Source organism: Pseudoalteromonas espejiana DSM 9414 (genome assembly GCF_002221525.1).
GTDB lineage: Bacteria > Pseudomonadota > Gammaproteobacteria > Enterobacterales > Alteromonadaceae > Pseudoalteromonas > Pseudoalteromonas espejiana.
In genome coordinates, this window is sequence record NZ_CP011028.1 from 836,261 (window position 1) to 861,123 (window position 24,863).

Genomic DNA, 24,863 nt, shown 5'->3' on the forward strand with positions numbered 1-24,863 from the left:
GCAAAAAAAAGGCTGATTTTTCAATCAGCCTTTGGTCTATTTATAAAATAGTTTAATTATTTAACATCAAAATGACGGTTAAAGAAATTAGTAATGGTTTGATGCAAATGCGTTTGCACTTGTTTACCACGAAGGCTGTGTTTAGAGCCCGGGTAAGTCATCATTTCAAATTGCTTTTCGTTATCTTGAAGTTGTTTAAATAACTTAGTGGCGTGGGTAAATAACACGTTGTCATCGGCCATACCGTGGTAAATCATTAACGGGCCTTTTAAGCCATCTGCATAAGGAAATACAGCACTGTCTTCGTAACCTTTAGCGTTTCTTTTAGGATGACCAAGGTAGCGCTCTGTGTAGTGGGTATCGTAAAGAGCCCAATCTGTTACTGGCGCACCTGATACACCAGCTTGAAAGTAGTCGCCCGCTTTAAACATTGTCATTAATGCCATGTAACCGCCGTAGCTGTGGCCATAAATACCAATGCGTTGTGGGTCTACGTAATCAAGTGTACGTAAAAATTCTACGCCCTTAATTTGGTCGGCAACTTCTACTACGCCTAGGTTTTTATAAATTGCATCTTCAAACTTTTTACCGCGGTTATAAGAGCCTCGGTTATCAAGCTGAAAAATAACATAGCCTTGTTGCGCCATGTATTGAAAATACAAGTTTTTGCTACGCCAGCTATTGGTAACACGTTGTGCATGCGGGCCGCCGTAAACATTAACAATGACAGGATGTTTTTTACCATCGCTTACATTGCTTGGCTTAAATAAGCGGTAATGCATTACTTGGCCATCTTCTGCTTTAATTGTGCCGTATTCAGGTGTAGCTAAATTGCTTAAATAAGGTGTTAGCGGGTGATTGCTATCGAGCTTGTTCTCTTCAAGCCAGGTAATAAAGTCACCGTTAACTTTACGAAGCGCAGCTGAGTTTGGCTTATTGACTGAAGAGCTATTATCAATAAATGTTTTGCTATCTTTAGCCATTACAACACTGTGGTATTTACCTTTTTCGGTAATACGTTTGGTGTCGCCTTTTTTAAATAAAGGAACGCTGTATAAATGGCTTTCAAGCGGTGTGTCTTTACGTCCTGCAAAGTACACAATGCCTTTTTTCTCATCAATACCTTTTAGGCTATCTACAACCCATTCGCCCGATGTAATTTGACGAACAAGTTGGCCGTTTGTACGGTATAAGTAAAGGTGTTTAAAACCATCGCGCTCAGATGCCCATACAAAGTGTTTTTTATCTTTTAAAAAGTGTAGGTCAAAGTTTAAGTTGATCCACGTATCGCTGTTTTCAGTTAATGCGACTTTTTGAGTTTTAGTTTCGCTGTTATAAAAACGCAGCTCTAAATTATGCTGAGAGCGGTTTTGCCACTGATAAGAAAGTGTGGTGCTGTCTTTTAACCATTTAGCGCGAGCAATGTAAATGTCTTTATCATCGCCTAGGTCTACCCAATCAACATTTTGATTATTTAGGCTTACAACACCAAGTTGAATTTCAACATTGTCAGTGCCTGTAAACGGGTAACGTTGATTAAATAGCTTTACTTCGTCGGCATAAATTTCGTTACGGATAGCCTCTTTTACAGGGGTTTCGTCTACACGCGTAAATGCAATTTTAGACTCATCGCCAGCCCACCAATAACCTGTCATACGGCTCATTTCTTCTTGCGCTACAAATTCGGCCATGCCGTTTTTAATTACACCGCCGCCATCTGTACTCAGCTGTATTTCTTTGCCTGAATCAAGTTCTAACGCATAGAGGTTTTGTTCACGTATAAACGATACAAAATTTCCTTTAGGAGAAAAGCGTGCGTCGGTTTCAAATGCTTCTGTGTTGGTCAGCTTTTTGCTTTTTGCAGCCTCTAGTGAGTAGTAATATAAGTCGCCATTAAGTGGGAAAAGCAAAGCTTTACCGTCTTTAGACCATTTGTATTCTAAAATGCCTTTACCAAAAATACGTTGACGTTCACGGCGAGCTTTTTCTTCATCAGAGAGGTTTTCTGGGCCAGAAAATAACTTAGCAGAGTCAACCAAAATACGATTGGTGTTGTCTTTTAAGTTGTACTCCCATAAATCGTAGCGGTTGTAGTCGTCGGTTTTACCTTGTAAGTAAGTTACGCGGCTGCCGTCTGGCGAAAACTTAAGTTGAACAGGTGATTTGCCCGATAGGCTAGGGTCGTCAAAAATACGCTCTAGCGTGAGTGGTTTTGCTTGTACGCTAACAGCGCCAACTACAAGAGGTAGGGCGATAGTTAGGTGTTTTATTTTTTTTAGCACAAGGTTGCCTTAGCTTATTATAAATATTGTTTTAAATGGTAAAGCTAAGCGTGTGCAACTGCAAATAAATGCTATAAAGTGGCCATTATTAAAGATTAACTAGGATGTGATAATGACAAACCTTACTTTTAAACTAGCCCCAGAATTAAAAAGAGACTGTATTGAACTTGCAGATTGGCCTTTATGTAAAGTACTTTTGCTTAACGATAGCCAGTACCCTTGGTTTGTATTAGTGCCAAGGCAGCCTGATTTAAAAGAAATTATTGATTTATCCGACGACGACCAAATTGTGTATTTAAAAGAGTCGGCAAAATTAAGTAAGCTTATTATGCAGGTATTTAACCCAGATAAGCTAAACGTGGCCGCTTTAGGGAATATGGTGCCGCAGCTTCATATACATCATATTGCACGCTTTACGACTGATGCCGCATGGCCTGCACCTGTGTGGGGTAAGTTCCCTGTAAAGCCATATTCTGATGAGCAAATAATAGCGCTAAAAAAAGCGCTGCAGTTATAAACCACAGCGCTAGTAACGTAGTACGTGTTGGGTTAGTTAAGGCCTAACACGTCTTTACCTTGTTTAAAGGTGACATCTACAGGGATATTAGCTTGGCTTAGTTTTTCTAAGTCTTTAGCAAGCTCTTCTTTAATATCGCCGTGTGTAGCGATTAGTTGATCTACTTTTTCGTAATCACCATCACCTTGTAAGGTTAAAATTAGGCGAGACAGTTTAGCCATTGCTACACCCATTTTTTCCATATTTACACTGTATAGACCCTCGTCATTTTTAGAAAATGCGCCTTCTTGTGCAAAAAAGTTAAAGCGGATCATATTGGCTTTACCATGTGCACTTGATGCGCCAAAACGTACTGAACGGAAAATACCCGCCATAAACGTAGTGTAGTAATCTTCTAATGTGCCTTCGGTAATTTCGCCTTTTTTAAGTAACTGCTCAACCATGTATAAACCTAAAATATCGGCTTTACCTTCTTCAAGTGCACTTGCGTGTTCTTGTAGTGATTGGCGAACAGTGCCTTTATCGGTAATGGTATTTTTAATACCTAAGCCATGTGCAACTTCATGGAACATGGTATTGGCAAAAAATGCGTTAAAGGTAATGTGCTTGCGTTGCTCTGGCACAATTAATTGCTCAGAGATTGGCACTAAAATTTTATCAAACTTTGCGCGCATTGCGTTTTTAAGCTGCAGTCGGCGTGTACCTTTTTCAAGCTGAACTTGCTCATCATTAGGTAGGTTAATAGCAATGGTTTTACTACCCGCATTAGAGTGGCCCGCGTAGTAAACAACGTCGTACGCGTTTAAGTCGGCATCTGAGCCCGGTACTTCTTGTTTGTATTTAGCATCGACTGGTAAGTCTTTTTGAAGCTCTGGTAAAAAGGCAGCAAACTTAGCTAGGCGTTCGCTCCATTTTAAATCTTTAATTAATACGTAAGACTCGTACGCTGAACGATAACCAAATAACTGGTCTTCATAGGTTTCTATTGGGCCAATAACTACATCTATTGGGTTGTTTTTCATGTCCATCCATGCAAAATCAGACCCTTGGAAATCATCTTTTTGTAGTGCATCAGCACGCAGGTTTAAGTAATTAGCAAATTCTTTATCATCTGCAAGTTTACTTGCTTCGCGTAATAGCTGCGCAGCTTTTGCAAGTTCCTCTGCGTATTCTTTAGAATACGGAACGCTGTATAAATTACCTTGCTCATCACGTTTAATTAGTGAGTAAAGGCCTTTTTTGTCTGCAACGTCGGCTTTATTTAGCTCTTCTTTAGTTATATCAGCAGGGTAAAACTGTGCGCCTAGGGCTTTTTCTTTATAGCCTGATAAAAATGCTTCATCGCCATTTAAACGATCCCACGGGCCGTAGTTTATGTCGGCAAATTTACGTACTTTTTCATCACTGAGTTTTGCCAAAAAGGCATCTTTATTTTCACCAAATGATTGTTTCCAAAATAGCTCATCCATAATTTTAGAGGCATCAATTAGCTTAGCAACCATGGCTTTTTGGTTATCACTTAAATGCGATAGGTCGGCTTCTAGGCTAAAGTCGGTGTAGATATCTAAACGTTGCTTTTCAATGTTTACTAAACTTGGGCCTGCTTGTGCGCCACTTTCTTGTGCTAGCTCTACTGCTGTGTTGTCGTTTGATGATGGGGCTTGCTCTGAGCATGCACTAAGAAAAACAACACCAGAGAGCATAATAGCTTGGCTAATTTTATTTAAGATCATTTGATTGCCTGTTAAAAAAGTAAGTTCAATAATTTGTACGTATAGGCTGAGCAGCTAAAATGTACAAACGCTTCCTTATAGTGACTGCATTAAAACAAAACTAAATGGCAAATAGCAAGTGTTTGGCGTTGTGTGGCGCATCTGGACGATAAAGGGAGCGCAATAACAATTAATTTATATAATTTTCTTAACTTTATCGGTAAGTTAGATAATACTCATTATATTACTAATATTATAATTATCAGCGGTTAGCAGTTGCATTGCAGCCCAGAAACAAAAGGATAACTGTTCTATGTCTACAGAAAATGCACTATTAACAATATTGGTTGATAGAATTAATAACGACACACTGGTATTACCCACTCTTCCTGAGGTGGCAATTAAAGTACGCCAAGCTGCCGACAACCCTGATGTAAATTTAATGCAAATGTCAGACGTTATAGCTCAAGACCCTGCGTTGTCTGCGCGTATGATAAAAGTGGCTAATAGTGCAATTATGGGCCGTGCTGTTAAAGTTTCTAACTTACAGCAGGCTGTTACGCGCATTGGTTTGCGTCAAATTAAAAACATTGCAACGGCTATGGCGATGGAGCAGTTATTTGTGTCCAATAATGAGCTTATTAAGGGGTACATGAGTAAAGCGTGGCAAAAAACACTCAACGTGGCTGGGCACTCAATTACATTAATGGCATTTTATTTACAAAATAATAAGCGTACCTCTTTAAATAGTGACTCAATAACGCTTGCCTCATTAGTTTATAATATTGGTGTTTTACCTATTTTAACCGAGGCTGAGCGCCACCCTGAAGTATTTGCAAACCCGAGCTTTTTAGCACATGCCATACAAAAACTCAGTGGTAAAATAGGTGGTTCAATCATGGGAGCTTGGGAGTTCCCAGAAGAGTTTGTTAGTGTTGCTAAGTACTGGGCAGATCCTACCTATCGTCCTGAAGAAGTTAGTTATGTAGATTTTATTCGTATAGGTGCAATTTTAGAGGGCACTTTACAGGTTTCTGATAAATCGGCGGCCTTGCAAACATATATTGATAAAGGCGTCATTTCTTCTATGCAGTTATTCTCAAGCGATGAATACAACGAGATGCTTGAAGATGTGAAAGACATGTTTAGCTAAAATGAACCACTAAACAAAAAAGCACGACTAAGTCGTGCTTTTTTTTTAAAATCTACTGTCAGCTTAAGCTAAATCTTCGGCGTCACCTAAACCAGCAGTTAGCTCTTCAAGTAGTAGCTTGATTTCTTCTGAGGCTAAAATAAAGTCGGCATCAAGTTTAACGGCCATATCTTCTTTAGGAATGTCAGCGTTTTCTTCTTTTAGCGTTTCTGAGTAGCTTAAACGTTTAATAGAGCCATCGTTTTGCAGCATAAACTTAAGGCGTTCTTGCCAATCAAGGGCTAGTTTAGTTACGCGCTTACCGTTTTCTAGGTGTGATTTAACTTCGTCACACGACAAGTCATGGCCTTTCAATTTAACTTGCGCGCCACTATCGTCGGCTTCTTCTAGCTCTGCGTCAAAACCAATAGCAAAGTTTTCTGGGGTGCTAAAGTTAGTTAACCAGTCTGTTAAAAATACATCTAGGTCGTAGTTAGCAAATGCAGGTACTACAGGTAATGTACCAAGTGACTTACGAAGTAGGGCGAGTAGCTCTTCTGCTTTGTTAAAGCTGCCACTATTTACCACAACCCAACCATTTTCTTGGTCAATGAATGCAAACTGTAAGCTCGACTTTTTAAAAGCTTGAGGTAATAAGGTCGTTAAAATGTTTTCTTTTAACTCGTCTTTTTCTTTCTTTTTAACAGGGCGGTTTTCTTCTGCTTCTATTTGGTCAACTTTTTCGGCAACCATTTCGTTTACTACTGAAGCAGGAAGTACTTTTTCCTCTCGCTTAGCGCACACTAAAATACTTTTTTGAGAAAAATGAGCAAGGGAGTCACCATGCTTACCAAATGCTTTTGTCCAACCAAATGTAGAAAGGTCTTGTGAGCCACAAGGGCGAAATACATCTTGCTCTAAAGCCTTTTCAAAATCTTCTTGTGTGTACGAAACATCTTGCTTAAAGCGGTAACAAATCAGGTTACTAAACCACATAAGGTAACTTTTCCATCTTTTAAATTTGCCCAATCATAGCAATAAAATGGGGTTCTCGAAACGGCTGATTTTAGCCAAAGCCATTATTGATTAAATAATGGCTTTGGCATATTTTTTGGAAATTCAATGTGGTAACGCAGACCTTTACCAGGCTCGCTGGCGGCTTCTATTGCACCGCTTAATGTTTGTTTAACTAGATTAAAGGTTATATGTGTTCCTAAGCCGCTACCACCTTGGTCACGTTTAGTGGTAAAAAATGGGTCAAATAATTTAGCTAACTGCTCTTTAGAAACGCCGTTGCCATTATCTGCGTAGTCAATAACAAGTAATGTATCGTCGGCTGTAATATCTATATCAATAGTGCCTTGATTAATATTATCAAAGCCGTGAATAAGCGAGTTCATTATTAAATTAGTAAATATTTGGCTTATAGCTCCTGCGGGTAAATTAAGAACCAAATCATCAGGGCACTTTAAGTTAATAGTGTGCTTAGTTTTTTTAAGTTTTGGGTGCAGTGAGCGTATTACTTCGTTTAAGTAATCTTTAATATTAATGGTTCTTACCGCTTCGCTTGCTTGGTCAACGGCAATTTGTTTAAAGCTTGCGATAAGCTCAGAAGCTCTATCTAAGTTAGTTGTAAGTAAACTGGTACTTTGTTTTGCCTCATTAATAAATTCTTCGAGTGCTTTTGGTGATAAGGTTTTTTCTTTATAAGCACCTTCAAGTTGGTTTAAGCGCTCTTGTAAAAACGAAATAGCAGTTACCCCAATACCAATAGGCGTGTTTATATCGTGAGTAATACCGGCTACCAGGCCACCTAAAGCGGCCATTTTTTCGGTACCTACTAAGCGCTCTTGCGCTAGGCTTAGTTCATCAAGGTAACGCTCAAGTTCATTTTGTTTAGTAAGTAGCTCTTGCTCTGTGTGCCTGCGTAAATCAACTTCTTCGGTAAGCACTATTTTTTGCTTTTCAAGCTCATATTTTTGTTGCTGTAAATCCATCATGGCTTGGCTTAAGTTAGACGTTTTACGGGCTACATCTTGCTCAAGCTGAATATTGTGCTGGTCGAGTTTTTCGTTACTTATAATCAGTTCGCGTTGCGTGTGTTCAAGCTCTTTTCGGTATTGTACTACTTTATCTATTAAGTTATTAAAAGACTGCTCCATAACATTTAGTTCGTTATGCTCTTCAGTTTCAATATCTATGTGTTGGCCTTCTAAATCATCCAGTTCTAAGTTTTCAATTTGATCTGTGAGCTCGGTTAGCGGGTCGGTAAGAAGCTTTCTAAATGCCATTAAAAATAGAATGATCAAAAATGTCGTTTTGATCATCGCATTACCAATTAAAAAATAAATTGATACCATTATTCGACTAAATACAACGTCCCGACTAGAGAATAAGGTCACATCGCCTACCTGAGTTGCACGCCCTGAAAACTCAAAAATAAGCGGAAAAGTATAGCCAAATAAGCCCGATTTCGTATCTTCGATAATGACTTCTTCTTGAACCAGTTGTTGGTTATAAAGTTTATGTATATCAAGCGAGCGCCCTAGCTGCGATATTATTTCGCCGCTATCATCTCGAACAATAATCCCTTCAACCATTGGAATTGCAAGTAAGCCTTCGGCTGTGGTAATTGTTTGTTTAGTATTAAGCTCCCAAATTGCCCGTGTTAAACTTCGGCTAAAGGTTTTTTGTAAGGTGCTCAATTCATCGCGTATATAGTCTTTGGTATTAACAAACTCAGCAAGCACCTGCCCACATGTCACCACAAAGGTAAGTAAAAAATAAACTGATAAAACATTAGTTAACAATTTCTTAGAAAGGCTTTTTTGTAACATAGGGGATTTACTCATCCTGTGTAATTTTATCTAAGTTGCAATTTGTAACTTAAAAGTTAGTCAATAAATCTTTAAAAATAAATAAAAAAATTATAATTTAAAGAGATAGACTGAGTATTGAGCGCTTTTAGTTTAAAAATATTGCACTAAACTTAATAAAAAGCACTTTAAAGAAACGCGGTGTTAAATAAATAGTTGCTATAGTAACCATATATTACTTTAATTAGCTTGCCTTAACTTTATAATATTTAAGATTTTATTGTTTATTTTACGTGTTACTTTCTGAGCGAAAGTTAAGTGTTAACGATATAGGAACGTGTTAGAATATCCATACAGCAACGGATGGCTATTGTTTATAATTTTTAGAAGGTTATTTTAGTAGTTAACATGATGAAATTTTCTATATTGGTATGTGATGACTCCACTGTTGCGCGTAAGCAAGTTGTGCGTTGTTTAAATGAATGTATTAGCGCTGATGTTCAGCAAGCGGTAAATGGAGCGCATGCATTAGAGTTTTTACGTTCTCAACATTTTGACTTGCTTTGTTTAGACCTCACCATGCCTGAAGTAGACGGCGTACAAGTACTTGAGCATATAAAAGCCGAAAAAATAGAGTGTTTTGTTTTAGTTATTTCGGCCGATATTCAACAGCAAATGAAGCAAAAAGTTGCCCAGCTTGGTGCTATCGACTTTATAAATAAACCTATTAATAAATCTGCTTTAAGCGAAGTTTTGCATAAATTTGGCATTCATTAGGTTTTTTCATGTTAAAAAAGGCTGTTTTATCTTTTAATTTAGGGTTGACAGCATAGCCTTTGTTAAGGCAGTCTTAAGCTTATGAAAACTATTAATCGCGTACTGACCATTATTATTACAACCACCATTCTTACTGGATAGTGGCATAGGTCGGTGCAACAAATTTAAAGGCCTGTGTTCACTAAGAACACAGGCCTTTTTTCGTTTTATGGGATGAGGAACATAAATAATGCGCGTTTTAAAATTTGGTGGCTCTTCGCTTGCCGACTTTGCATGTTTACAACAGGTAGCTCAGTTAGTTAAAGCACAGTTAAAAGATGAAATGTTATTGGTGCTTTCTGCGCCGGGTGGTATGACCGACTCGTTAGTTGCCCTAGCAAGTGCAGCTGAGCAAGGCTTAGATTTTTCACAGCAGTGGCAAGCATTAGTGAGCCGTTGTGAAGGACTAAAAGCTGATGTAGAAAAAAATGGCGGTGAAGTAACTAACTGGCCTGATTTAAATGAGCTTAAAAATAAGCTTGATGGTGTGGCGCTAATTAAGTGCTGCCCTGATCAGGTACGTGCATTTGTAATTAGCTTTGGTGAGCGTGTGAGTGTATCGCTTATGCAAAGTTTATTGAGCTCTCATAATGCTCAATACCTTGAAGCAACGCGCTGTGTAGCTTCAACAGGTGGTTACATCGATGCAGAGGTTGATTTAGTTGCAAGTAAAGCGCGTTTTCAAGCGGTATTAAAAGAAAACCCGGCCACTATTTATATTATGCCTGGCTTTACAGCAAGTGATGAACAAGGCGAGCTTACAACACTTGGTCGAAATGGCTCTGATTACTCTGCAGCAATTGCAGCTGCCTGTTTAGAGGCTGAGATTTGCCAAATTTGGACGGATGTAGACGGTGTTTACAGCGCCGACCCTCGTTATATCAAAAAAGCGACTAAAGTAGATTTCTTATCTTATAAAGAAGCGATGGAGCTTTCTTATTTTGGCGCTAAAGTTCTTCACCCTAAAACGATTTTGCCGTGTGCTAAAGCGGGTGTGCCGTGTGAAATTAAAAACACTCATAACCCAGATGCGCAAGGTTCATTAATTGGTAACGACTATTCATCTGATGAGCCAGTAAAAGCACTTTCTAGCTTGCAAGATTTAGCTATGCTTACCGTTTCAGGCCCAGGCATGAAAGGTAAAGTAGGGATGGCCTCTAAAGTGTTTAACGCACTTGCTCACGATAACGTATCAATTGTATTAATTACGCAATCTTCATGTGAGTTTAGTATCAGCTTTTGTGTTCACGAGAGTGATTTAGCGCTTGCATTAGAAGCACTTCAAACTGCATTTGAGCTTGAATCGCAGGCCGGCTTAATTGAGCCTGTACAGGTACAGCGTAACTTAGCCATAGTAACCTTAGTTGGCGATAACATGCGTGCGCACAAAGGCTTAGCAGCTAAGTTTTTTGCGTCTCTTGCCCAAGCTCAAGTAAACATTGTTGCCATTGCACAAGACTCTACAGAAAGTGCTATTTCAGCGGTTATTGATGGCGAGTTATGTAACGACGCAGTGAAAATATGTCATGAGAACTTCTTCACTCATGTGCCTTCAATTGATGTGTTTTTATTAGGTTGTGGCTTAGTAGGTCAAGAGCTTATCTCTCAGTTAGAGCGCCAACAAGCATGGCTAGAAAAACGCAATATTAAGTTAAACCTTTATGGTGTAGCTAATTCGCGTCAATTACATTTAGACAGCGAAGGTATTGCATTTGGTGACTGGCAGCAAAAGCTTGCAGCATCTGAGCAACCATTTGATTTAAATTTAGTAGAGCAATTTGTTAAGCAAAACCATTTAGTTAACCCTGTTTTAGTAGATTGTACGTCATCGGATTCACTGGCTGCGCAATACGTCGACTTTTTAAATGCGGGCTTTCACGTAGTTGCAGCTAATAAAAAAGCAACAACTAGCTCATACACGTATTACCAAGACTTAATTGCGGCTACACAAAAAAATAACCGCAAATTTTTATACGAGACCAACGTAGGCGCAGGTCTGCCTGTTATTGATAACCTACAATCGTTATTTGGTGCAGGTGATGAGTTACTTGAATTTAGCGGTATTTTATCAGGTTCACTTTCATACATGTTTGGTGCATTAGAAGATGGTTTATCACTTTCTGAGGCAACAATTAAAGCTAAAGAAAGTGGCTTTACAGAGCCAGATCCTCGTGATGATTTATCGGGTACCGATGTAGCACGTAAATTATTGATCATTGCTCGCGAAGCCGGCATGAAGCTAGAGCTTAGCGATATCGAAGTTGAGTCGGTATTACCACCAGGTTTTGCACAAGGCGATAGCGTAGATGAATTTATGGCTAAACTGCCTAGTTTAGATGCCGAGTTTAATGACCGTATTCAAAGTGCAGCAGCAGAAGGTAAAGTACTTCGTTATGTGGGTACTATTAAAGAAGGCCACTGTAAAGTAGGTATTGAAGCGGTAGACTCATCGCATGCACTTAATGTAATTCGTGATGGCGAAAACGCATTAGCAATTTTAAGCCAATATTACCAACCTCGCCCATTTGTAATTCGTGGTTATGGTGCAGGTTCAGCAGTAACTGCTGCTGGTGTATTTGCTGATGTATTAAAAACATTATCGCGCTAGGAGCTGGTTATGATTGAAGTATATGCTCCAGCATCTATAGGTAACTTTGCAGTAGGGTTTGATGCGCTAGGTGCAGCCCTTGCGCCAATTGATGGCAGCTTATTAGGTGATGTAGCCGTGGTAAGCGCTGCACCAAGTGATGAGTTTGTTTGCTCTGGTGAATACGCACATAAATTACCAAGTGATCCAAGCGAAAACTTAGCGTATCAGTGCCTAGTACATTTTAGGGCGCATGTAGCGCCAGAGATGTCAAGTGTTAAGTTAGAGCTTAAAAAGAACTTACCAATAGGCTCAGGGCTTGGCTCTAGTGCTTGTTCAGTAGTGGCAACCTTTGCCGCATTAGATAAGTTTGCAGATACAAATTTAAGCCAAGTTGAGCTAATTGAATTAATGGCTGATTTTGAAGCAATAGTTAGTGGTGGACGCCATTACGATAATATTACGCCATGTTATTTAGGTGGTCTGCAGCTTACAGGCGATTTAATCCCTGATAAATCAATTGCGTTACCAGTTGATGAGAACTGGTACTACGTTGCTGCGTTTCCTGGCTTTTCGCTTAATACCGCAAAAGCGCGCTCGGTATTACCAAAAGAGCTAAGCATGCACGCAGGGGTTGAATTTGCTCAGCGTTTATCTGCTTTTAGTAGTTTATTATTAACGCAACGTTTTGATGATGCACTTAGCATTATGCAAGACGATATTGCAGAGCCATACCGTGCCCCTTTAATTACCGGCTTTAGTGAGGCAAAAGCCAACCTTCCAGCATTAGGCGCTGAGGTTGTGAGTATTTCAGGTGCAGGCCCTACGTTATTTACGGTATGTAAAACATTAGAGGCCGCTAAACAGTGTGCATCATGGCTTGAGAATAATTATATAAATGAGCAAGGCTTTTGCCACATTTGTAAATTAGATAACGACGGCACGCGTCAATTAACAGTTTTATAGGATAGGCAGTCATGCAATTACATAATTTAAAAGAAAACTCTCAAAAAGTGTCGTTCGTCGAAGCGGTAAAAACAGGACTAGGGCGCAACCAAGGTGTGTTTTTTCCTGAGTCATTAGCGCCAATAGCAGATGTAGACGCACTACTTGATATGGACTTTGTTACTCGTAGCAGCAAAATTTTATCGCACCTAATTGGTGATGAGTTACCAAGTGATACGGTTGCTCAAATGGTTAAAAATGCATTTAACTTTCCGGTTAAGTTGGTAGAAGTTGAAGAAAATACTTACTGCTTAGAGCTGTTTCATGGTCCTACGCTTGCGTTTAAAGACTTTGGCGGACGCTTTATGGCTGAGTGCTTAGCACAGTTTAATCAAGGTGAAAAAGTAACTATATTAACAGCAACATCGGGCGACACCGGCGCTGCTGTAGCGCACGCTTTTTATAATAAGCCAAATATAGATGTAGTAATTTTATACCCTAAAGGCAAAATTTCACTTGCTCAGCAAAAGCTTTTTACAACGCTTGGAAACAATATTCATTGTTACGCAGTGGAAGGTAGCTTTGATGATTGCCAAGAACTTGTTAAAAAGTCTTTTTTAGATGATGAAGTTAAATCAACACTTGGCCTTAACTCTGCTAACTCAATTAACATTAGCCGCTTAGTAGCGCAAGTGTGTTACTACTTTGAAGCCATTGCTCAGCTACCAAAAGAAAAGCGTGCAACAGCGCACATTTCAGTACCAAGCGGTAACTTTGGTAATGTATGTGCCGCCATGATTGGCGCGGTAATCGGTATGCCAGTAGGTAAACTAAGCGCTACAACTAATCAAAACGATACAGTTCCGCGCTTTATGCTTGATAAAAACTGGGCGCCAAACGCAACGCTTGAGTCGCTTTCAAATGCAATGGATGTAAGTAAGCCTAATAACTGGCCGCGCGTGCAAACAATGTTAGATAATAACTGGTTTAGCTACGATAACTTTTATTCAAGCAGCGTAAGCGAGCAAGATACACAAACTGTGATGAAAAATATTCAACAAACAGGCTACGTAGCAGAACCACATACGGCGATTGCTTACCAAGGTCTTGTTGAAAATAGAGCACCTGGTGCCGCGGGTATATTTTTAGCAACAGCACATCCTGCTAAATTTAAAGAAAGCGTAGAAGAGATTTTAAATATTGAACTTGATATGCCAAAACCATTAAGCGATGCATTAGCTAAACCATGCTTAGCAAGCGATATTAACGCCGATTACGATGCGTTACGCACTGAAATACTGGCAAAGTTAGGTTAACCTATTAGCGAAAAATTAAGCGGCTTAGGCCGCTTTTTTATTATTTAAAATAGGCATTAGCACGCTTCCATCATTAACTAATTAAATGTTAAAAATAAAAATCATTTAATTTATTAATGTATTTATAAAAAAATATCATCTTAAAAAGCCTGTGAAATAGTTTCAATCCCTGTTTAAATATCCTCAACTTAAGAGCGTAGGCAAAGAGTCGTTTAAAGCGTACAATAAAGCCTCTAAAAAACACCATACACGTTGCCCTAGGAGACCCCAATGTTAGAACGTAGCATGAATATTTCGGATTTTGATCCAGAGTTATTTGACGCGATAAACAAAGAAACTGCTCGCCAAGAAGAGCACATAGAATTAATCGCTTCAGAAAACTACTGTAGCCCACGTGTACTAGAAGCACAGGGTTCACAGCTTACAAACAAATACGCTGAAGGTTACCCAGGCAAACGTTACTATGGCGGTTGTGAGCACGTTGATGTTGTTGAGCAACTAGCAATTGACCGTGCAAACGAGTTATTTGGTTCTGACTATGCGAACGTTCAGCCACATGCGGGTTCTCAAGCAAATGCAGCTGTTTTCTTAGCATTATTAGAAGCTGGCGACACAGTACTAGGTATGAGCTTAGCTCATGGTGGTCACTTAACGCACGGTTCACACGTAAGTTTCTCTGGTAAGCTTTACAATGCAATCCAATACGGGCTAGACGAAGCAACAGGTGAAATTGATTACGCACAAGTTGAAGCGCTAGCGCTTGAGCACAAACCAAAAATGATTATTGGTGGTTTTTCTGCGTACTCAGGTATTGTAGATTGGGCTAAATTCCGTGAAATTGCAGATAAAGTAGGCGCTTACTTATTTGTTGATATGGCTCACGTTGCAGGCTTAATTGCTGCGGGTGTTTACCCAAGCCCAGTACCTCATGCACACGTTGTAACAACGACAACACACAAAACATTAGCGGGCCCTCGTGGTGGTTTAATTATTTCAGCATGTGGCGACGAAGCTATATACAAAAAGCTTAATAGCGCTGTATTCCCAGGTGGCCAAGGTGGTCCTTTATGTCACATTATTGCTGCAAAAGCAGTGGCATTTAAAGAAGCATTACAACCAGAGTTTAAAACATACCAAGCTCAAGTAGTTAAAAATGCACAAGCTATGGTTGCTGTTATGCAAGAACGCGGTTACAAAATAGTATCTGACAAAACAGAAAACCACTTATTCTTACTTGATTTAATCGATAAAGATATCACAGGTAAAGATGCCGACGCAGCGCTTGGTAATGCAAACATTACAGTTAACAAAAACTCTGTACCAAACGATCCTCGTTCACCGTTTGTTACTTCTGGTTTGCGTATTGGTTCACCTGCAATTACTCGTCGTGGCTTTAAAGAAGCTGAGTCTAAAGAACTTGCTGGCTGGATTTGTGACGTATTAGACAACATCAACGATGAGTCTGTACAAGCGCAAGTTAAAGAAAAAGTAAAAGCAATTTGTGCAAAATTACCTGTATACGCTTAATTGTATAAGCAGCAGTAATTTAGATCACAACCACTTAGTTTTTTGCTAAGATAAAAGGCCGCTATTTAGCGGCCTTTTTTGTTTAAAACGGAAGTACCGAGTTATGCATTGCCCATTTTGTACCGCAAAAGATACTAAAGTTATTGATTCTCGCCTAGTCGGCGGAGGCCACCAAGTTCGCCGTCGTCGTGAGTGCAACGATTGCCATGAGCGCTTTACTACATTTGAAGGGGCAGAGCTCGTTATGCCGCGCGTAATAAAACAAGACGGCAGCCGAGAACCATTTAACGAAGATAAACTTCTAAATGGCCTTAATCGCGCACTTGAAAAGCGTCCAGTGAGTACCGAACAAGTCGATGAAGTCGTTAATATTATTAAATCGCAATTGCGTGCCACGGGTGAGCGCGAAATATCAAGCCACTTAGTCGGTGAGTGCATTATGGAAGCGCTCAAAAAGCTCGATAAAGTAGCGTATGTAAGATTTGCCTCTGTGTATCGCTCATTCGAAGATATACGCGAGTTTGGTGAAGAAATTGCCCGCTTAGGGGAGTAGTAATGCAAAGCCAAATACCATTTACCGAACAAGATGAAATGTATATGGCGCGCGCCATAGAACTTGCCAAAAAAGGGCGATTTACAACCACACCAAATCCTAATGTTGGGTGTGTGTTAGTTAAAAACAACCAGATTATTGGTGAAGGTTTTCATCAGCTTGCAGGGCAGGGCCACGCTGAGGTTAATGCGCTTGCAGTGGCTGGCGAAAGAGCAAAAGGCGCTACGGCTTATGTCACGCTAGAACCGTGCAGTCATTACGGACGCACTCCACCGTGCGCTGAAGGTTTAAAAGCCGCAGGTGTTGTAAAAGTTATAGCTGCAATGGTTGATACCAACCCGCAAGTTGCTGGCAAAGGGCTTAAAATACTCAGCGATGCCGGTGTTGAAGTAGCTTATGGTTTACTAGAGCAGCAAGCGCGCGCACTTAATTTAGGTTTTTTTAAGCGCATGGAGCACGGCTTGCCTTACGTAACATGTAAAATGGCAGCAAGTGTTGATGGCAAAACCGCGCTAAAAAATGGTCAAAGTAAGTGGATCACAGGCCCAGCCGCTCGCCAAGACGTACAATTACAGCGTGCGCAAAGTTGCGCGATTTTAACGGGTGCCGATACGGTAATGGTTGATGATGCAAAACTCAATGTACGTCAAAGCGAATTACCCCAATCTTTACCTACAGATTTACCGCTTCGCCAACCTGTGCGTGTTATAATTGATTCACGAAATAGGTTAACGCCTGAACTTGCTTTGTTTAAAATTGAAAGTGAAGTAATAATTTTTACCACCAAGGTTGATAAATCAAAGCAATGGCCGCATTTTGTAAGGCACATAGAGGTGCCAGCACTAGATGAAAAAGTAAGTTTAAACGCTGTTTTAGAAACATTGGCTCAGCTGCAATTTAATAATGTATTTTTAGAAGCGGGTGCAACCCTTGCTGGAAAAATGACAGAGCTTAAGTTAATAGACGAATATCTTTTTTATATAGCGCCTAAACTAATGGGCTGTGATGCAAAAAGTTTAGTTAATTTTGCGCCGCTAACGGATATGAAAAACACCGTTAATTTAACCTTTAAAGAATGTGTAAATATTGGCGACGATATTCGTATAACCGCCACAACTCACGTTCCAAACACTTAATTAAAAGAGTAGGGCTATGTTTACTGGAATAATAGAAGCTACAGGCAAAATTGCGTTACTACAAAAAAAACAAGGCGATTTAGCTATTCGTATCCAAAGCGCTAATCTTGATATGAATGATGTAAAGCTTGGCGATAGTATTGCCACTAATGGTGTGTGCTTAACCGTTGTAGATAAACACATTGATGGCTTTAGTGCCGACTTATCTAACGAAACAATCAGCCTAACTGGGTTTGCAAATTATAATATTGGCCAAATAGTTAACCTTGAAAAAGCAATGCAGCCAGTATCGCGTTTAGGCGGGCACTTAGTATCGGGGCACGTTGATGGTATAGCAACTATTACAGCTATTACTCCAAACGCACGTGCTACAGAATATTGGCTTAGTACCGATGAAGCCTTAATGAAATACATTCCGTACAAAGGGTCTGTATGTATTGATGGCATAAGCCTGACAGTAAACGCTGTTGAGGCTAACAAGTTTAAGCTAACAATTGTGCCGCACACGAGCGAGCAGACGACCATTGCCGATTTTAAAGTTGGCACACAGGTTAATTTAGAAGTAGACCAAATTGCACGTTATTTAGAGCGCCTAATTAAAGGGGCTGAACAACCAACTGGCTCAGACATTTCAATGAGCTTACTAGCTAAAGCTGGTTTTGTTAAATAACGACACTGACAACATACATGAGCAAATTTATGAATTTACACAGCGCACAAGAAATCATAGACGATATTAAAGCCGGTAAAATGGTTATTTTAATGGACGACGAAGACCGAGAAAACGAAGGCGATTTAATTATTGCCGCAGAGCACATTAGCGCTGAAGCGATAAACTTTATGGCAACCCATGGCCGTGGATTAATTTGTTTAACCATGACCCAAGAGCGCTGTGAGCAACTTGACTTACCATTAATGGTTAAAAACAACGGTGCTGCGTTTTCTACTAACTTTACTATGTCTATTGAGGCATCTAAAGGTGTTACAACAGGCATTTCAGCAGCAGACAGAGCACGTACAGTGCAAGCGGCCATTGCAAAAGGTGCGGTGCCTAGCGATATCGTACAGCCAGGTCATATTTTTCCAATTATGGCACAGCCGGGTGGCGTTTTAACACGTGCAGGCCATACCGAAGCTGGCTGTGATTTAGCGCGATTAGCAGGCCTTGAAGCATCATCAGTGATTGTTGAAATACTTAATGCCGACGGCACAATGGCGCGCCGCCCTGATTTAGAAGTGTTTGCTAAAGAGCACGATATTAAAATTGGCACTATTGCCGATTTAATTGAATACCGTAACTTAAACGAAACCACAATTGAGCAAGTTGCTAAATGTAAACTGCCAACTGAACACGGTGAGTTTGATTTAGTCACGTACAAAGATACCATTGACGGTCAATTACATTACGTATTGCTTAAAGGCGAAGTAAAAGAGCAAGAGCCAACACTTGTTCGCGTGCACTTGCAAAGTACCTTTAACGATATATTACTTTCAGATAGAAGTGCGGATCGTAGTTGGGGCCTTTCTGATGCGATGGCTTATATTGCTAAAAATGACGGTGCCTTAGTTATTTTAGGTAAACAAGAAAGCACAGAAGAGTTAGAAGCAACAGTTAAAGCATTTGCTGCGGCCGATGCCGGTGAAAGCGTAACACCTCGTAAATTTAAAGGTACATCGCGTACTGTTGGTGTTGGCTCACAAATACTGGCCGATTTAGGTATTAAACAAATGCGCTTAATGAGCCGCCCTAAAAAGTATCATGCACTTTCGGGCTTTCATTTAGAAGTAGTCGATTACGTTGAGCCGCAATAAGCGGTTTGCTTTAAACTAGTCTATTTTTTTATTTTTATGGTATGATGCGCAGCAATTTTTGCGCAATCGCAACCGCTTGAACATATTTTTAGGGTTATCAAATGAAAATTATTGAAGGTAATAAGTACGCTCCAGGCAAAAAATTCGCTATTGTTATTTCACGTTTTAACGACTTTATTGGTAGCAGCCTACTTGAAGGTGCTGTTGATGAGCTTAAGCGTACTGGTGGCGTAGCTGATGACGACATTACTGTTGTATATGTACCTGGTGCAGTTGAATTACCTTTAGCAGCGAAACGCGTTGCAGCAAAAAAAGAGTATGATGCAATCATCGCATTAGGCGTAGTGATCAGAGGTGGTACACCACACTTTGACCTCGTTGCTGGCGAATCAAACAAAGGCCTTGCAAATGTATCGCTTGAGTATGATATCCCGGTTGCATTTGGCGTATTAACCACAGAAAGCATTGAACAAGCAATTGAACGCGCTGGTACCAAAATGGGTAACAAAGGCGGCGAAGCGGCATTAGGCGCGCTTGAAATGGTTAATGTGTTAGATAAAATTTAAGTTTAAGGAATTTTTGTGAAACCAGCAGCAAGACGTAAAGCACGTATCTTAGCACTTCAAGCCGTTTATTCTTGGCAATTAAGTGGCAATTTAATTGCCGATATCGAACAACAAATGTTGATCGAAAACGACGTGACTAAAATTGATGTTGAATACTTTAAAGATTTAGCGCGTGGCGTTGCCGTTAATTTTAAGCAACTAGACGAAGCTGTATCACCGCATTTAACACGTCCGTTTGATGATTTAGATATGGTAGAACGTGCAATTTTACGTTTAAGCGCTTACGAGCTTAAATTCCGTGAAGATGTACCATACAAAGTAGCAATCAATGAAGGCATTGAGCTTGCTAAAATATTTGGCGCAGAAGACAGCCATAAATTTGTAAACGGTGTACTTGATAAAGCTGTTAAGCATTTACGCAAGTAATACTAACGCCCTTAACGCGCTATCTATTAATACGTAGCGCATTAAACGTTAGTACACGTTAAAAAGGAGAGCCGGCATAGGTCGGCTTTTTTGTGTATGAAGGAATTTGAATTAATAAACCGCTACTTTAAAGGTCGTGGTATAACTCGTCGTGATGTGAACCTAGGAATAGGGGACGACTGTGCATTAGTTACTGTTCCGCAAAACTGCCAACTGGCAGTAACAACTGATACGCTCGTATCGGGTGTGCATTTTTTTGATGATATTTCTCCTCGCGCGTTAGGCCATCGAGCACTGGCCGTAAATTTAAGTGATTTAGCAGCTATGGGTGCTGAGCCTACTTGGGTATCGGTTGGACTCACCTTGCCTAATATTAGCCAGCAGTGGATTGAAGAATTTACCGAAGGCATGCACGAAATCGCAGAGTACTTTAATGTACAAATTATTGGTGGCGACACCACACAAGGCCCTTTAACAATTACTATTTGTGCTAAAGGTACTGTGCCTGAAGGCAAAGCATTACGCCGTGGCGGCGCTAAAGTGGGTGATTGGGTATTTGTAACGGGAACTTTAGGTGATGCAGGCCTTGCTATTGAATCACGCAAGCAAGGACTCACCATTGAGCCTGAGCACTTAAAATATATAAATAACCGCTTTGATTATCCAACACCGCGTGTTGCTGCAGGGCAAGTATTGCGAGGCCTAGCGTCATCTGCAATTGATGTTTCTGACGGTTTACTTGCAGATTTAGAGCATATACTAGATATGTCGCAAGTAAGCGCCAGTATTAATATAGAAAATATTCCCACTTCAGATGCGATGCGCTCAAGCTTAAGCTTTGAAGAACAACTGCCGTATATTTTAAGCTACGGTGATGACTACGAATTACTCTTTACAGTATCTGATGACAATAAAAGTATGTTAGATCTTAAACTACGCCAATATGGGGTAGAAGCATCGTGTATTGGGCAAATAAAAAGTGGTGAAGGTCAAATTGAGCTTTTACACCACGGTGAAAAATTTAATTTTGAGCAACAGGGCTTTGAGCACTTTGCCAAGGAGCAGGTTTGACTAGCAATAAACAGTTTAATTTAAAGCGCCCGCATCAGTTATTTGGCTTAGGATTTGGAACTGGTCTTGCCCCTGTTGCGCCAGGTACATTTGGTACTTTTGCAGCATTACCGTTTATTTATATGACAATGCATTTTCCGCTATGGTTACAAATAGTGTTTGCCATTGTGATTAGTGTTTTTGGTATATGGGCTTGTGGCAAAACAGCCGACGATTTGGGTGTGCATGATCACCCTGCAATTGTATGGGATGAAGTGGCTGGTTATTACATTACCATGATTGGTGCTGCGCTAAGCTGGCAAACCTTATTAGTTGGCTTTTTATTATTTAGATTTTTTGATATAGCTAAGCCTGGACCAATTAAAACGCTTGATAAACGCATGGACGGCGGCGTTGGTATTATGGCCGATGATGTACTGGCCGGTATTTTTTCGCTTATTTGTTTGCAAGCGTTAATAAAAGCAGGTTTACTACCCTTTTAATTTTATTGTTATATTTGTTTAACTAGGTGGCAGCGAAATGATGCGATTTTTACTGGTGTGTGTACTTATGTTGTGTGCCATGCCAAGTTGGGCTTCTATTACTGATTACGTAGTTAAACAATGGAATATAAAAGACGGCTTACCTTCTCAGTCGCTTAAAAGTGTAGTGCAAGATCAGCAAGGCTATATGTGGGTAGGTACTCAATTTGGCCTTAGTCGCTTTGATGGCACTACATTTACTAACTACAATACGCAAAACAGTCCTTTTTTACCTAGTAATGGTATTAACAAATTACTTATCGATAGCAATGGCTATTTATGGGTGGGCACTAAAAGCGGATTAGTGGTTATTAACCCACAAACACTCGCAGCACAAGAATTTAATATTAAAGGCCCTGTTAGGGATATTTTAGAAGATGCTAAAGGCAGCATTTGGATTGCTGCAAATGGCCTTTATTATGTAGACCGCAATCAAGTAGATTTACGCGATAGAGCAAACGAGTTAGTCCCTATCGTTAATGCTACCGTTATTACGCAAATTGTCGGTTCAGTTAGCCAAATGGCGCTTTCACCTGAGGGTATTTGGCTTGTCAACGATCGACATTTATTACGCCTAACTAAAAATGCCTCAGATTTTTCTAAATTACGTTTAGAGCTTACCGCTAAGGTGTCATTACCTGAGCGCTTAGCGCAAACCATAGTGCACGATCTTTCTTTTTTAAATGGTAATTTATATTTAGCCTCTGAACTGGGCGCTTACTTTTTAGATTTAGATGATGAATTAAGGCCTTTCCCACTACCAAACGCAAATAACTCTGCAGTTTATAAATTTATGAGCGATACCAATGGTGGCTTATGGGTATCTACTTATGGGCGGTTACTTTTTAGGGCTAAGTCGGGCGAGTGGCAATGGGTAGAGCCAAGCCAGCTTGATCAAAGTATTTGGTTTGCCGATATTTACCGCGATAACCAAAACAATGTATGGCTAGCGAGCTTTAGTGAAGGCCTTTGGCTTGCTCACGAAGGGCGTATTGAGCGCCACTCAGCGTTATCGCAAATGACCGAAGCCGTAATGGCAATTAGCCAAGCACCCGATGGAAACTTGTGGGTGGCAAACAAAAGTGGCATTGGCTATTTCGACTTAAAGAAAAACTTTATAAATAAAATACCAAGCGCGCAATTTGGGCGGGCAACGGTACATGATCTTCAGTTTGATGGCTCTCGATTATACATTGCAACCGGCCGAGGCTTATTTTTTTACGAGCAAGATAAACTATATAGCTTTCCAGGTCGTGCATTAAGAGATAACCCTGTCTTTGCAATTAGCCCTTCGAGCAAAGGGGGCTTTTGGATAGGTACTGGCCGTGGCCTATATAGGCTGAGTTACGGTGGCTTAACTCCTTTTGCGTATAACGCATTTTTAGGTAGCAAATTTATAACCTACGTGCTTGATAAGGCAAACTTTGGCGTAATTGGCACCAGTAAAGGGGCGTATTACTTTACCGATCGTGGAATTGAAAAAATAGGCGATCAAACCTCTTTAGAAAGTGCCTATATAACCAGCGTATTGCATATAGAGGGTGTGGGTATTTTAATAGGTTCGCTTAACGACGGACTATTTTATCGAAGTTTACAAGGTCATTGGCGCCAGCTAGATGCAGCCAATGGCTTACCGTATGGCTCTATTTTTAGCTTAGAGTACGACGAAACCTATAAGCGCGTTTGGGTAAGTACCATGAAAGGTGTTTACCGAATGCCAGTGGCACAATTTAAAGGTGAGGTGTCGAGTTTAAAAGTAGAAGAAGTTATTTCTTCTTTTGATAGGCAGTTAGATGGCAAAGCAAGCCAGTGTTGTAATGGTTTAGGGCACGATGCTGTAGCTACAACTGATTACTCAATTTGGTACCCTAGCTTACAAGGTATTGTAGAAATACCTAAAAATACTGAATTATTTGGTTTAAATATTTTAAAGCCAAAAGTAGAGACGCTTACTACACCCCTTCGCGCTTTAACAACGGCTGCATTAGGTGAAAAACCTTTATTGGATACTGATGAGCGTGACATAACGTTAAAGTACACCGCCATCGATTATTACGCCCCAAACAGTATTGAATTTAGATACAAGCTAAGTGGATTAGATAGTGACTGGCGTTATGCAAAAGCCCGCCGAGAGGCTATTTATACAAATTTACCTGCAGGTTCATTTTTGTTTGAGCTTGAAGCAAAGCGCCAAGGCGAAGATTGGGATAGAGCAAAAACAGCTGAATATGCGTTTGTTGTTCCGCAGCGCTTTGATGAAACCATATACTTTAGGTTACTTATTGTAAGTAGCTTTATTTTACTCTTTTACTTTATTTTTTGGGTGTTTAGAGCGCAAGAGCGTAGAAAGCAAGAAATACTAGAAGGCTTAGTGACCGAGCGTACCTTAGAGCTTCGCCAAGCAAACGACAAACTAGGGCAGGTTAACTCGCAGCTTAAATTAGTAAGCCACTCTGATGAGCTTACAGGGCTTCGTAGCCGACGCTTTTTGTTTGATCAACTCCCTAAAGATATTGAGCACTTTCAGCGTAATGCGCAGTCTCTGCAAGCGCAAGGCAAGTCGCTCGTGCTGGTAATAATTAACTTTGATAACTTTAGCCGCATAAATGATGCGTATGGCCCAATAGCTGGAGATAGCTGTTTACAACAAATGGCCGCATTGCTTAACTCACGTACTCAAGGCTCTGACTATGTAGCGCGTTGGAGTGGTGATGAGTTTTTACTCTTATTACGCGATTTCAAATGCAACATGATTGACAGCTATGCCTCAGACTTATGCCAAGCAATTGCGTTAAATTCGTTTCAATTGCCTAATGGTAAAAGTACTAATATTACCGCGTCTGTAGGGTGGTCTTTTTACCCATTACCACTTTTAGGTGGCCAGGTTATAAGCTGGGAAACATCTATTAATTTAGCCGATATTGCATTGCACCAAGTTAAAAAACGCGGTGGTGATGGTGTGGCTAATATTACTTTTGATAAACAGTTAGATGCGTTTGAGTTTGAACAAAATTCGAATGTTGATCAGCAGCTAGGTATTTTACAAAGTAATGGTTTAGCTGATATTAAAGTGTGGATGCGATAATGCCTAACCTACATGTGTAGGCTAGGCATGGTTGAGGGTAACA

Annotated in this window: 20 protein-coding genes; 16 read left to right on the forward strand and 4 right to left on the reverse strand. The window is 40.1% G+C overall.

Features of this window, described 5'->3' with window-relative positions; genetic code table 11:
* Positions 1 to 56: 56 nt before the first annotated feature.
* Entirely contained in the window at positions 57 to 2,282 is a 2,226-nt protein-coding gene (locus PESP_RS03830) for a S9 family peptidase (RefSeq protein ID WP_089346845.1), read from the reverse strand.
* Between the two features lie 112 nt (positions 2,283 to 2,394).
* Between PESP_RS03830 and PESP_RS03835 the strand changes: the two genes are divergently transcribed.
* Complete coding sequence (locus PESP_RS03835) at positions 2,395 to 2,799, forward strand: HIT domain-containing protein (protein WP_089346846.1); 405 nt, start codon at positions 2,395 to 2,397, stop codon at positions 2,797 to 2,799.
* A gap of 32 nt (positions 2,800 to 2,831) precedes the next feature.
* On the opposite strand, the gene PESP_RS03840 is transcribed toward PESP_RS03835, so the two are convergent.
* Positions 2,832 to 4,532 (reverse strand): dipeptidyl-peptidase 3 family protein, encoded by a 1,701-nt coding sequence (locus tag PESP_RS03840; RefSeq protein ID WP_089346847.1) that lies wholly within the window; start codon positions 4,530 to 4,532, stop codon positions 2,832 to 2,834.
* A gap of 292 nt (positions 4,533 to 4,824) precedes the next feature.
* Between PESP_RS03840 and PESP_RS03845 the strand changes: the two genes are divergently transcribed.
* Positions 4,825 to 5,664, forward strand: coding sequence for an HDOD domain-containing protein (locus PESP_RS03845; protein ID WP_089346848.1), 840 nt, complete (start codon positions 4,825 to 4,827; stop codon positions 5,662 to 5,664).
* A 63-nt stretch (positions 5,665 to 5,727) separates the two neighbouring features.
* Here PESP_RS03845 and rdgC read toward each other — a convergent pair whose 3' ends face one another.
* Together rdgC and PESP_RS03855 are read right to left on the reverse strand one after the other, a co-directional pair.
* Complete coding sequence (rdgC, locus tag PESP_RS03850) at positions 5,728 to 6,639, reverse strand: recombination-associated protein RdgC (protein ID WP_089346849.1); 912 nt, start codon at positions 6,637 to 6,639, stop codon at positions 5,728 to 5,730.
* An 83-nt stretch (positions 6,640 to 6,722) separates the two neighbouring features.
* Positions 6,723 to 8,480, reverse strand: coding sequence for an ATP-binding protein (locus PESP_RS03855; protein ID WP_089346850.1), 1,758 nt, complete (start codon positions 8,478 to 8,480; stop codon positions 6,723 to 6,725).
* Positions 8,481 to 8,867: 387 nt separating this feature from the next.
* On the opposite strand from PESP_RS03855, the gene PESP_RS03860 reads away from it, so the two are divergent.
* From PESP_RS03860 to PESP_RS03925, 14 genes are all read left to right on the forward strand, one after another.
* Positions 8,868 to 9,236 (forward strand): response regulator, encoded by a 369-nt coding sequence (locus PESP_RS03860; RefSeq protein ID WP_089346851.1) that lies wholly within the window; start codon positions 8,868 to 8,870, stop codon positions 9,234 to 9,236.
* Positions 9,237 to 9,465: 229 nt separating this feature from the next.
* The gene (gene thrA, locus PESP_RS03865) at positions 9,466 to 11,883 is read left to right on the forward strand and encodes a bifunctional aspartate kinase/homoserine dehydrogenase I (RefSeq protein WP_089346852.1); all 2,418 of its coding nucleotides are present in this window, start codon (positions 9,466 to 9,468) and stop codon (positions 11,881 to 11,883) included.
* Between the two features lie 9 nt (positions 11,884 to 11,892).
* A complete protein-coding gene (thrB, locus tag PESP_RS03870; RefSeq protein WP_089346853.1) occupies positions 11,893 to 12,828 on the forward strand; it encodes a homoserine kinase in 936 nt (311 codons plus the stop codon).
* Positions 12,829 to 12,839: 11 nt separating this feature from the next.
* The gene (gene thrC / locus PESP_RS03875) at positions 12,840 to 14,123 is read left to right on the forward strand and encodes a threonine synthase (RefSeq protein ID WP_089346854.1); all 1,284 of its coding nucleotides are present in this window, start codon (positions 12,840 to 12,842) and stop codon (positions 14,121 to 14,123) included.
* Positions 14,124 to 14,393: 270 nt separating this feature from the next.
* Positions 14,394 to 15,650, forward strand: a complete 1,257-nt coding sequence (gene glyA, locus PESP_RS03880) for a serine hydroxymethyltransferase (protein WP_024031685.1) — start codon at positions 14,394 to 14,396, stop codon at positions 15,648 to 15,650.
* A gap of 103 nt (positions 15,651 to 15,753) precedes the next feature.
* Complete coding sequence (gene nrdR / locus PESP_RS03885) at positions 15,754 to 16,203, forward strand: transcriptional regulator NrdR (protein WP_002961761.1); 450 nt, start codon at positions 15,754 to 15,756, stop codon at positions 16,201 to 16,203.
* A gap of 2 nt (positions 16,204 to 16,205) precedes the next feature.
* Positions 16,206 to 17,339: a bifunctional diaminohydroxyphosphoribosylaminopyrimidine deaminase/5-amino-6-(5-phosphoribosylamino)uracil reductase RibD gene (gene ribD / locus PESP_RS03890; protein WP_089346855.1), complete on the forward strand. Its 1,134-nt coding sequence runs from the start codon at positions 16,206 to 16,208 to the stop codon at positions 17,337 to 17,339.
* Positions 17,340 to 17,355: 16 nt separating this feature from the next.
* Positions 17,356 to 18,009, forward strand: coding sequence for a riboflavin synthase (locus PESP_RS03895; protein ID WP_089346856.1), 654 nt, complete (start codon positions 17,356 to 17,358; stop codon positions 18,007 to 18,009).
* Between the two features lie 29 nt (positions 18,010 to 18,038).
* Positions 18,039 to 19,151: a bifunctional 3,4-dihydroxy-2-butanone-4-phosphate synthase/GTP cyclohydrolase II gene (gene ribBA / locus PESP_RS03900; RefSeq protein ID WP_089346857.1), complete on the forward strand. Its 1,113-nt coding sequence runs from the start codon at positions 18,039 to 18,041 to the stop codon at positions 19,149 to 19,151.
* A 101-nt stretch (positions 19,152 to 19,252) separates the two neighbouring features.
* The gene (gene ribH / locus PESP_RS03905; RefSeq protein WP_089346858.1) at positions 19,253 to 19,717 is read left to right on the forward strand and encodes a 6,7-dimethyl-8-ribityllumazine synthase; all 465 of its coding nucleotides are present in this window, start codon (positions 19,253 to 19,255) and stop codon (positions 19,715 to 19,717) included.
* A 15-nt stretch (positions 19,718 to 19,732) separates the two neighbouring features.
* Positions 19,733 to 20,143, forward strand: coding sequence for a transcription antitermination factor NusB (gene nusB / locus PESP_RS03910; protein WP_089346859.1), 411 nt, complete (start codon positions 19,733 to 19,735; stop codon positions 20,141 to 20,143).
* Between the two features lie 96 nt (positions 20,144 to 20,239).
* On the forward strand, positions 20,240 to 21,214 hold the full coding sequence (gene thiL / locus PESP_RS03915; RefSeq protein ID WP_089346860.1) for a thiamine-phosphate kinase: 975 nt from the start codon (positions 20,240 to 20,242) through the stop codon (positions 21,212 to 21,214).
* Positions 21,211 to 21,696, forward strand: coding sequence for a phosphatidylglycerophosphatase A family protein (locus tag PESP_RS03920; RefSeq protein ID WP_089346861.1), 486 nt, complete (start codon positions 21,211 to 21,213; stop codon positions 21,694 to 21,696). Before thiL ends, PESP_RS03920 begins: the two co-directional genes overlap by 4 nt.
* A gap of 37 nt (positions 21,697 to 21,733) precedes the next feature.
* The gene (locus PESP_RS03925) at positions 21,734 to 24,820 is read left to right on the forward strand and encodes a ligand-binding sensor domain-containing diguanylate cyclase (protein ID WP_089346862.1); all 3,087 of its coding nucleotides are present in this window, start codon (positions 21,734 to 21,736) and stop codon (positions 24,818 to 24,820) included.
* Positions 24,821 to 24,863 lie beyond the last annotated feature (43 nt).